We start from the raw sequence: 9,039 nt of genomic DNA on the forward strand, positions 1-9,039 counted from the left end.
TGCTACATCATTCTGCAGCCGGCATGCTTCGCTTAAGCCCGAAGTGTGGTTGGCGCGGGCCTAGGCCCGCTGCGGCATCTCCTCGGCCTCTTCCTTGGCGAGCAGCAGCAGCATCTCGATGCCCATCTCGCCCTCCTGCGGCGAGCGGATGAATTTTATTTCGTCGGCGCTTTGCCGCAGCGCGGCAATGATGGCGACGGCCTGATTGGCGGTTGCCGCCTCAGTCGCCAGAATGGACTTCTGGTTCTTGGACTGAAACCCGATGGTGTAGGACATTCGTTCCCTCCCGCGCTCACGTGGAGAGATCGAATCAGAGTCGCGCGCAGAGTGGAAGCCTGTGCGACTACGGACCGGGATTATCTGGGGATTGCGCGCAAGCCCCACGCAAGGCCGCGCCAGCGCCACGTTGTCGTCACCAATCTATGCGAGGCGACCCGGTGCGGGGCACCGGCTGTCTTCACTTCTCCCCTTGCCGGCGAGCCACTCTCCCGCAACTCGCCGCTTCGCCGAAGCTAGATAATCCCCTGCTTCTTCAGCTCCTCGATCTTCGCCGCATCATAGCCGAGCTTGCCGCCGAGCACCTCCTTTGTGTGCTCGCCCAGCAGCGGCGGGGCGCGGTAAGTCTTGATCGGGGTGTCCGAGAAGGTCAGCGCGTTGCGGATCAGCGACAGCTCCGGCTCGAACTTGTGCTCGGTCTTCACCCGCATGCCGCGCGACTGGACGTGCGGATCGGAAAACACCTGCTCAAAATTGTTGATCGGACCTGAGGGCACGCCGGCCTCCTCCAGCTTCTCCAGCCAGTAGGCCACCGGCTTCTTCAGGAACAAGCCGGCGAAGATCGCCATGATCTCCTTGCCGTGCACGACGCGGTCGTTGTTCTTGATGAAGCGCTTGTCATTGGCGAGCTCGGGCTCGCCGAGCACGGCGCAGGTGCGCTGGAACTGGCCGTCATTGCCGACCACCAGCATCAGCTCGCCGTCGGTGCAGCGGAACACGCCGGCCGGCATGCCGCCATTGCCCCAGGTGCCGCGGCGCGGCGGGGTCTTGCCGTTGACAAGGTAGATCTGCAGCCAGTGCGAGAGCGAGGCAATGACGGTGTCGAACAGGCAGACGTCGATGTGCTGCCCCTGCCCGTCATTGGCGTCGCGATGGTAGAGCGCCGAGAGGATGCCGATCGAAGTGTTCATGCCGGTCATGTAGTCGACGATGGACGGGCCGACCTTCATCGGTCCCTCGCCGGGCTCGCCGTCCATATGGCCGGTGACGCTCATCAGCCCGCCCATCGCCTGCAGGATGGCGTCATAGCCGGCGCGCGGCGCGTAAGGGCCGGTCTGGCCGAAGCCGGTCACCGAGCAATAGATGATGCCGGGGTTGATCGCCTTGATCGTCTCGTAGTCGAGGCCGTAGCGCTTGAGATCGCCGACCTTGTAGTTCTCCATGAAGACGTCGACGTCCTTGGCGAGCTCGCGGATGATCGCCTGCCCTTCCGGCTTGGCGATGTTGACGGTGACCGACTTCTTGTTGCGGTTGGCGCAGAGGTAGAACGAGTTGTTGTTGTTCGCCTTGCCCTCGGGATCGGTCAAATAAGGCGGGCCGAAGGCGCGCGCATCGTCGCCGGTGCCCGGCCGCTCGATCTTGATGACCTCCGCGCCGAGATCGCCCAGCATCTGGGCCGACAAGGGCCCGGCAAGCACGCGGGTGAGGTCAAGGATCTTGATGCCTGAGAGCGGCAAGGCCGACATGTCGGTTTCCTCCGGGGAACTGGTGTTGGCGCGGCGGCTCCAGCCAGGCCGCGCTCCCTGCGGATACACCATTTTCGTTCCCCGAGCACTGCGCTCCGGGCATACGGCCATCCGCGCCCCGGCAGCAGTGGCGGCCCTGCGGCGGCGAATTTCCGTGCCGCGAATATAGCGTCAGGTCGCGGCCGCCGCGGCGACCTGCGGCCGGCGCCTCCCGAGCATGATCAGGATCAGCACCGTCGCGCAGGAGCAGACGAAGGTGAGACCGAGCGCACTGCGGCTGCCGAACTGGGTGAGCAGGCCGGCCAGCAGCGGCGGAGACAGCGCGGAGGCGAGATTGAGCGGCAGAGCGATCATCGACATCGCCTTGGCGAACTCGGCCTGGTCGTAGAACACAAGCGGGATGGTCGCCCGCGCCACCGCCATCGCGCCGCTGCCGGCGCCATAGAGCAGGATGAACACCGCGACCGCCCAGGTCGCCCCCTCGCTCAGCATCAACAGCAGCATGGCCACGGGCAGCGCCGTGCCGGCGACGAGCCCCGTCGTAATGCCGTCCCACCGCCCGGCGCCGAGGAAGTCGAGCCCGCGGGCGCTGACCTGGATGACCCCGAGCATCGAGCCGAAGGCGACCGCCTGGGCCGGCGACAGACCCTCCGCCCGCAGCAGCTCGATGAACACGGCGCCGAGGCCGAAATTGACGAAGGCATTGAGGGTGATTGCGGACACGACAAGGCCGAACGTGGTGCGCGCAACCGGCGGCACATCCGCGTGCTTCGCCGGTGTGGGGCCCTCGTCCTTCGCGACGCTCCGGCGCGGCGCGGCCAGCGCATAGAGCGGGAGCGAGACCACGATCAGCATGGCGGCGTAGACGAGGCACGTCCAGCGCCAGCCGACGAGACCATTCAGGAACGATGTCGCGGGCCAGAAGATGCTGCTCGAAAGCCCAGTCACCAGCATGAGCGCACCGATCGCGCTCTTGGCCTGCCGCCCGGCGACCTCGTTCAGCATGATATAGGCACCGGTCGAGAGCGTGGCGCTGCCGGCAAGGCCGAAGACGATCCAGGCGGCGAAATAGAGCACGGGGTCGCGCGCGAAGAACAGCAGCACGAAGCCGGGCACGCTGACGACCGTGCCGATCATCATGACCTTGCGCGCACCATGCCGCGCGAAAGTCTTGGCGAGCCACGGCGCGCACAGCCCCATGGTGACATAAAGTGTCGAAGTGCCCGCAAACACCATCGGCAGGCTCATGCCGAGATCGGCGGCAAGGTCGCGGCCGATGATGGGCGGAAGGCCGATCGTACCCCATCCAATGAGCTGGGTAATTGCAAGCACCAGCAGGACCCCGATGAGCCTGCCGTTAGATTTCAAGAATCGCATTCCAAACGTCGCCTGCCCGGCAGGCGCCGATCACGCCTGTGGCACCCGTCTTACCCGGAGACTCAGCGCGCGGGAACGCCGGCCACCGAATGGCAGCAGGCAGCCGGGAGCATGTCAGGAGGAGGCAGTAGCCCCTATCCCGCAATCCCTAGCAACGATCGCGCCTCGGCGGCGGTCGCGACGCGCCGGCCGTGGCGCGCGACCGCCTCGCAGGCGACGGTCACGAGCTCCGCGTTGCTGGCGGCGAGGCGCGTCTTGTCGATCCTGATATTGTCCTCGAGCCCGGTGCGGACTGCGTCGGCGCCCCGCGCGAGCGCCCAGCCCATGACCTCGGCCTGATGGCGTCCGATCCCGGCGGCCGTCCACGTCGCTTGCGGGACCAGCCGCTTGAGCTCTCCCAGGAGAATGTCGAGGACATGCTCGTCCGCGGGCATCGCGTTCTTGACGCCCATGACGAACTGCACATGCGGACGCGCGTCGATCAGCCCGGCCTCGATCAGGCGGCGGGCCCCGTGCAGATGCGACAGATCGAAGATCTCGATTTCCGGCCGGATGCCATTGGCCTTCATGCCGGTCGCGAGCGTTTCGACCAGAGCAGCGCTGTTCTCGTAGACGATCGTCGGAAAGTTCACCGAGCCCGTGGAGAGCGAGGCCATGTCCGGCTTGAGATAGAGCGATGAGCCGCGCGCCGAGGGATCGCGCCCTCGCCCGCCGGTCGAGAACTGAACGATCATCCCCGGACAATGTATCCTGATGCCCTCCTGCACCAGGGCAAAGCGCTCGGGATCCGAGGACGGCGTCTCGTCATCGTTGCGAACATGGATATGGGCGAGCGTGGCGCCGGCCTCGAAGGCCTGGTGCGTCGACTCGATCTGTTCGGACGGCAGGATGGGCACCGCCGGATTGTCCTTCTTGCGCGGAACGGAGCCGGTGATGGCGACAGCAACGACGACGGGGTTCATCCCTGGACCTCATGATGATCGCGCTCGCGCGCATACAGTCGAATAGACACATAACGCCGGAAGCCCTGCCGCTGCAAACATCATCCGATCGCAGCGGCATTGCCTCGTCAGGTGGCCATCAGGTCGGGACTGCGGCCGCACCGCTCGCCGCCTGCGCACGCTGCCGCTCATAGTCGGCCCGCGGCATCGGAACGGCCTTGGGATTGCCGAGATCGTCGATGCGAATCCGATAGGTTTCCCGCGCCGAGACGGCCGCCAGCGCCGCGATGACCGTGATGCCGAAGGCGATCGCCCCCACCGTCAACGGAATGTTGGCCGAGCCGGGAGGCGCCACGGTCGCAAACAGGGCCGGAAGCAACGCGGTGATCGTCGTTCCGATGTTCTGCGAAATCGCCATCGCCGACACCCGGGTGCGCGTCGGAAACAGCTCCGGGTAGAAGCTCGGAAAGATCGCGTTGTAGCCCTGGTAGACGACGCCCCACATCAGGAGCGACAGCAGGATCGCGAGCGGCACGTTCCTGATGCTGATGGCATAGAGATAGCCGAAAGCGAGCAAGCCGGAGAGCAGCGCGCCCACGATGATCGGAGGCTTGCGGCCGACCTTGTCGGAGAGATTGCCGACGAAGGGAATGACGAACACCGCCAGCATGTTTCCGAGCACCGGGATCCACAGATAGACGTCCTTGGCAAAACCGATGCCATAGGCCGGCTGGACCGCATAGGCCGCACCGAAGATGGTCGCAACGACCGGGATGACGTTCATCAGGGCCATGCAGATGACCCTGAGCATGTCGCGCCAGCTCAGCTTGATGGCCTGGACGATGGGCGCCCGCGGCGTTTCCCCCTGCTCGCCCTCGCGGGTGAAGGCCGGGGTTTCGTCCACTTCGCGGCGAATGATGTAGCCGGCGACGATGACGAAGAAGCTGAGCAGGAAGGGAATCCGCCAGCCCCAGCTGTTGAAGGCCTCCGTCGGCATATAGGCCGCCAGCGGCAGGAAGACGGCTGCTGCGAGAATTTGTCCGGCCTGAACGCCCTGAAGCGCGAAGCTCGCGTAGAAGCCACGCCGGCCGAACGGCGCGTGCTCCAGGATCATCGAGCTCGCGCCGGAGATTTCACCGGCAACGGCAAATCCCTGCACGAGGCGCAGGATGACGAGCAGGATCGGCGCCAAAATGCCGACCTGCTGATAGGTCGGCAGAAGACCGACGGCCATGGTCGAGATGCCCATCAGGAACATGCAGACGATGAGCACGGTCTTGCGGCCATGAGTGTCGCCCCAATGTCCGAGGACGAAGGCGCCGATGGGACGCGCCACATAGCCGACGCCATAGGTCGCCAGCGATGCGACGATTGCGACGGTGGGATTGTCCGAGGGGAAGAAGATTTGCGGGAAGATCAGCGAGGCGGCAGTCGCGTAGATGAAGAAGTCATAATATTCGAGAGCCGACCCAATCCAGCCGCTCGCAGCAGCCTTCTTGGACTGACTCCTGTCATGGATCGCGCGAGTCGTGGTCATTTCAGAAATTCCTCCTCTGGGTTTATCGACGTCCCGTTGGCGGGCTTCGTTCGAAATCGGACAGCACTCTCCAGGCGCTCTGCGGAGCTTCGCGGAGCGCTTGTCACTTGCCGATGGCTGTCTGATTGGTCGCAACAATAGGCTTTCGCCGGGCTAACACAATTACCCAGTTATGCGATAAACCTAACATGATGTTATCTTGGCCGGAGGACGTTGACCGACCGCCGTTGCGATACACCACGCTGTCATCTATCAAATCGAAGGAGCCGACATGAAAAGAACCACACTCATCAGCGTCGCAACGCTCCGGTCTTCCGCCGACGCTTCGCCGCAACACGCTGTCGCGAGTTGACCAGGGAATTTCAGATGCACCCCACCGATCTGCCAGTTCAACCCGGCGTCGTTCGTCCTGGCGCGATCGGCCACAGCCGCGCAGTCATCGGCCGCAATTTCGCGTTCATCCCGCCTGAAGGCGTGTTGAAGAGCCGCCTGCCGGCGTGGTCATCAACGACGGTGCGTTTCCTGGCGGCGCCGACGCTTGGAGCCGAGTTTGCGCAGTTCATGCTGGAGATCGACCCCTCGGGCGGCACAGCCCAGCCAATCTGCGTGGATCTTCAGCATTTCTTCTACGTCGTGACGGGAGCCGTCGACATCAGCGTTGGGAGCGACGCCCTGACCTCGCTGACGCAAGGTGGCTTTGCCTATATTCCGCCGGGCACGTCTTTCAAGATGCACTGTCAACCCAGCGCGCCCGCCCGCGTGATCGCGGTCAAGAAGCGCTATGAGGCGGCCGAGGGCATCGCGGCACCAACGGCCATCATCGGTCAACAGCAATCGATGCCGATGACGAACCACACCGGACTACAGGGGCGCGGCTTCAAGCACCTGCTGCCGATGGGCGACTTGCGATTCGATTTTGAGATGAACCTGATGTTCTTCCAACCCGGCGTCTGTTTTCCAGCCGTCGAGACCCACATCATGGAGCACGGATTGCTCATGCTGGAGGGCCAAGGTTTGTACTATCTTGGCGATAGCTGGCATGAAATCTGGGTTGATGACTTCATCTGGATGGGATCGTTCTGCCCGCAGCAATTCTATCCCACCGGCTCGAGCCAGTCGGTCTATCTCTTGTATAAAAACGTCAACCGGGATGTTGTGCTCTGACAGAGGCTGCCAAGCGACGCGGGCGGCTCGTCGTGTGCGGCTGCTAGCTTCCCGGCGCATTCTCGCCGGCTTCGCGGCCGGGCACGCTGACATGAACTTCGTGGCCCTCACGTAAGGCCAGCGACGCCGCCGCGACTGCCGACTCGAACGCAGCTTCCTTGGTGGCGTATCTGCTCTTGACGTCGCCGTCGTGCAGCACGCCCCATTCGTGCTGCACCGGCACGACCGCGTATTGGGCAAGGCCCATGGTCTCCTCCTCCAGCTCTCTAACTAATCCATGCTCTATCGCTGCGTAAGCTGCGGATGCGCCGCGCTTACCCGCCACACCGTGTTGCCGCTGTCGTCGGCGACCAGCAGCGCGCCGGTCTTGTCGATGGCGACGCCGACAGGACGGCCGCGCGCCTGGTTGTCGCTGTTGAGGAAGCCGGTCACGACGTCCTGCGCCGGTCCGCTCGGCTTGCCATCGCTGAACGGCACGAACACGACCTTGTAGCCGTTCAGCACCTGCCTGTTCCAGCTGCCGTGCTCGCCGACGAAGGCGCCGCCGCGATAGACGCTCGGCAGGCTGGTCCCTGTATAGAAAGCCATTCCGAGCGGGGCGACATGCGAGCTCAGCGCGTAGTCGGGCACGATCGCCTTGGCGACGAGGTCAGGCCGCTCCGGCTTGACGCGGGGATCGACGTGCTGACCGTAATAGCTGTAAGGCCAGCCGTAGAAGCCGCCGTCCTTCACCGATGTCATGTAGTCGGGCACGAGGTCGGGGCCGAGCTCATCGCGCTCGTTCACCACCGTCCACAGCGCACCGGTCTGCGGCTCAAAGCTGAGGCCATTCGGATTGCGCAGGCCGCTTGCAAAGATGCGCCAGCGGCCGCTGTCGCGGTCGACCTCGAGGATCGCGGCGCGATTGTGCTCGGCCTCCATGCCGTTCTCGGTGATGTTGCTGTTGGAGCCGACGCCGGCATAGAGCCTTGAGCCGTCGGGGCTGGCGACCAGGCTCTTGGTCCAGTGATGGTCGATCGGGCCACCCGGCAGCGGCGTCAGCACCGTGCCCGGCGCGGTTATCTTCGTGTCACCTTCGGTGTAGGGATATCTGACGATAGCGTCGGTGTTGGCGACATAGAGATCGTTGCCCACCAGCGCGACGCCGAACGGCGAATTGAGATGATCGAGGAAGGCGCTCTGCGTATCGGGCACGCCGTCGCCGTTCGTGTCACGCAGCAGCGTGATGCGATTGCTCGGACCGGTATCGCCGCCTGACGTCGCCCAGGACTCGACATAGCCGATCACGATTTCCTTGGGCCGCTTGATCGGGGCGCCCTTCGGCGACTTGGATTCCACCACCAGAACGTCGCCGTTGGGAAGCACATAGAGGAAGCGCGGATGCTGCAAGCCCGTCGCGAACGCCTTGGCCTGCAAACCTTCCGCGACCGTGGGCGTCTCGTCCTTCTTCCAGCCGACGATACGCGCGATATGCATCGGCGGCAGCAGGTATTGCTGGATCTCGGGGAGCTTCGGGTTGGCGCCGATCTGCGCCTTGGGATCGCCGCTGCCGTCATCGCAGCCGGCGAGGCACAACAACGAGCAGCACGCAAGCGCGCGGGCAATCGAGGACTTCATCGCGCAACTCCCACGCCGTGGCGATAGACCATGGCCCAGCCGAGCCAGCCGGTGACCGGCAGGATCAGCACGGTGATCACCGAAAGGATGAGCCCGGTCGGCCACACCGAGGTCCAGCCATCGCGCGTGTGGATCAGGGCATTGATGATGGCGAGGACCAGCGCCACCACGTTGCCGAGCAGATGCGGCCAGGCCGGCGGCTGCGCGCGCACCAGGCGGTTGCCGAGGAAATCGGTCAGGCCCGCGATCGCCGCCAGTACGCCGAAGATGACGCCGACGAGCAGCAGCCAGGCGGAGAAATTCGCCCACATGATCTCGGCGCTGACGACATAGGCAATGTCGGTCAGCAGCGCCCCGATGAAGCACGCGATCGGGATCGGCACCAGCATCGGATGAATCGGATGGCCCGCGATCTGCGCGGTGCTGTACACGCGCCCGTCTTGCTGCACGGTCCTGCCTCGTATGGCTTTCGCCCTGCCCGACCGGCCAACTCGCGCTTGCGGCGAAGGTTCCTACTGCAGCGCGGTCAGAGCGCGCCTGCCTGATACGCCGCATATGCGCGTTTCAAGCCGTCGCGAAGCGAGGTCGTGGCACGCCAGCCGAGCTTGTCGAGACGGCTGACGTCGAGCAGCTTGCGCGGGGTGCCGTCAGGCCGCGAAGT

Annotated in this window: 9 protein-coding genes and 1 pseudogene; 1 reads left to right on the forward strand and 9 read right to left on the reverse strand. The window is 64.6% G+C overall.

Annotation, left to right across the window (positions count from 1 at the left end; all coding sequences use genetic code 11):
* Positions 1-60 precede the first annotated feature (60 nt).
* The 5 genes from JQ592_RS30895 to JQ592_RS30915 form a co-directional block, all read right to left on the reverse strand.
* Positions 61-276, reverse strand: coding sequence for a hypothetical protein (locus JQ592_RS30895; protein ID WP_063682708.1), 216 nt, complete (start codon positions 274-276; stop codon positions 61-63).
* A gap of 236 nt (positions 277-512) precedes the next feature.
* Entirely contained in the window at positions 513-1,742 is a 1,230-nt protein-coding gene (locus JQ592_RS30900; RefSeq protein ID WP_211406514.1) for a CaiB/BaiF CoA transferase family protein, read from the reverse strand.
* A gap of 171 nt (positions 1,743-1,913) precedes the next feature.
* Positions 1,914-3,119, reverse strand: a complete 1,206-nt coding sequence (locus JQ592_RS30905) for an MFS transporter (RefSeq protein ID WP_211406515.1) — start codon at positions 3,117-3,119, stop codon at positions 1,914-1,916.
* Between the two features lie 134 nt (positions 3,120-3,253).
* Positions 3,254-4,081 carry a 3-keto-5-aminohexanoate cleavage protein gene (locus JQ592_RS30910; protein ID WP_211406516.1) on the reverse strand — a complete coding sequence of 276 codons (828 nt, stop codon included), beginning with the start codon at positions 4,079-4,081 and terminating at the stop codon, positions 3,254-3,256.
* 118 nt (positions 4,082-4,199) lie between these two features.
* On the reverse strand, positions 4,200-5,597 hold the full coding sequence (locus JQ592_RS30915; protein ID WP_211406517.1) for an MFS transporter: 1,398 nt from the start codon (positions 5,595-5,597) through the stop codon (positions 4,200-4,202).
* 366 nt (positions 5,598-5,963) lie between these two features.
* Between JQ592_RS30915 and allE the strand changes: the two genes are divergently transcribed.
* Positions 5,964-6,761, forward strand: coding sequence for a (S)-ureidoglycine aminohydrolase (allE, locus tag JQ592_RS30920; RefSeq protein ID WP_211406518.1), 798 nt, complete (start codon positions 5,964-5,966; stop codon positions 6,759-6,761).
* A 43-nt stretch (positions 6,762-6,804) separates the two neighbouring features.
* On the opposite strand, the gene JQ592_RS30925 is transcribed toward allE, so the two are convergent.
* The 4 genes and pseudogenes from JQ592_RS30925 to JQ592_RS38395 all read right to left on the reverse strand — a co-directional run.
* Positions 6,805-7,008 (reverse strand): hypothetical protein, encoded by a 204-nt coding sequence (locus JQ592_RS30925; RefSeq protein WP_211406519.1) that lies wholly within the window; start codon positions 7,006-7,008, stop codon positions 6,805-6,807.
* A gap of 35 nt (positions 7,009-7,043) precedes the next feature.
* Entirely contained in the window at positions 7,044-8,378 is a 1,335-nt protein-coding gene (locus JQ592_RS30930; RefSeq protein WP_211406520.1) for a PQQ-dependent sugar dehydrogenase, read from the reverse strand.
* Positions 8,375-8,827 carry a DUF2231 domain-containing protein gene (locus JQ592_RS30935; RefSeq protein WP_211406521.1) on the reverse strand — a complete coding sequence of 151 codons (453 nt, stop codon included), beginning with the start codon at positions 8,825-8,827 and terminating at the stop codon, positions 8,375-8,377. Before JQ592_RS30935 ends, JQ592_RS30930 begins: the two co-directional genes overlap by 4 nt.
* A 77-nt stretch (positions 8,828-8,904) precedes the next feature.
* A pseudogene (locus tag JQ592_RS38395) lies at positions 8,905-9,039 on the reverse strand (GDP-L-fucose synthase); the annotation flags it as partial.

It is taken from the genome of Bradyrhizobium iriomotense (assembly GCF_018129405.1).
Classification (GTDB): Bacteria; Pseudomonadota; Alphaproteobacteria; order Rhizobiales; family Xanthobacteraceae; genus Bradyrhizobium; species Bradyrhizobium iriomotense_B.

Coding starts and splice junctions, on each gene's coding strand:
- JQ592_RS30905 (WP_211406515.1), bottom strand. CDS start 3,119: ATGCGATTCTTGAAATCTAACGGCAGGCTCATCGGGGTCCTGCTGGTG.
- allE (WP_211406518.1), top strand. CDS start 5,964: ATGCACCCCACCGATCTGCCAGTTCAACCCGGCGTCGTTCGTCCTGGC.
- JQ592_RS30925 (WP_211406519.1), bottom strand. CDS start 7,008: ATGGGCCTTGCCCAATACGCGGTCGTGCCGGTGCAGCACGAATGGGGC.
- JQ592_RS30910 (WP_211406516.1), bottom strand. CDS start 4,081: ATGAACCCCGTCGTCGTTGCTGTCGCCATCACCGGCTCCGTTCCGCGC.
- JQ592_RS30915 (WP_211406517.1), bottom strand. CDS start 5,597: ATGACCACGACTCGCGCGATCCATGACAGGAGTCAGTCCAAGAAGGCT.
- JQ592_RS30900 (WP_211406514.1), bottom strand. CDS start 1,742: ATGTCGGCCTTGCCGCTCTCAGGCATCAAGATCCTTGACCTCACCCGC.
- JQ592_RS30895 (WP_063682708.1), bottom strand. CDS start 276: ATGTCCTACACCATCGGGTTTCAGTCCAAGAACCAGAAGTCCATTCTG.
- JQ592_RS30930 (WP_211406520.1), bottom strand. CDS start 8,378: ATGAAGTCCTCGATTGCCCGCGCGCTTGCGTGCTGCTCGTTGTTGTGC.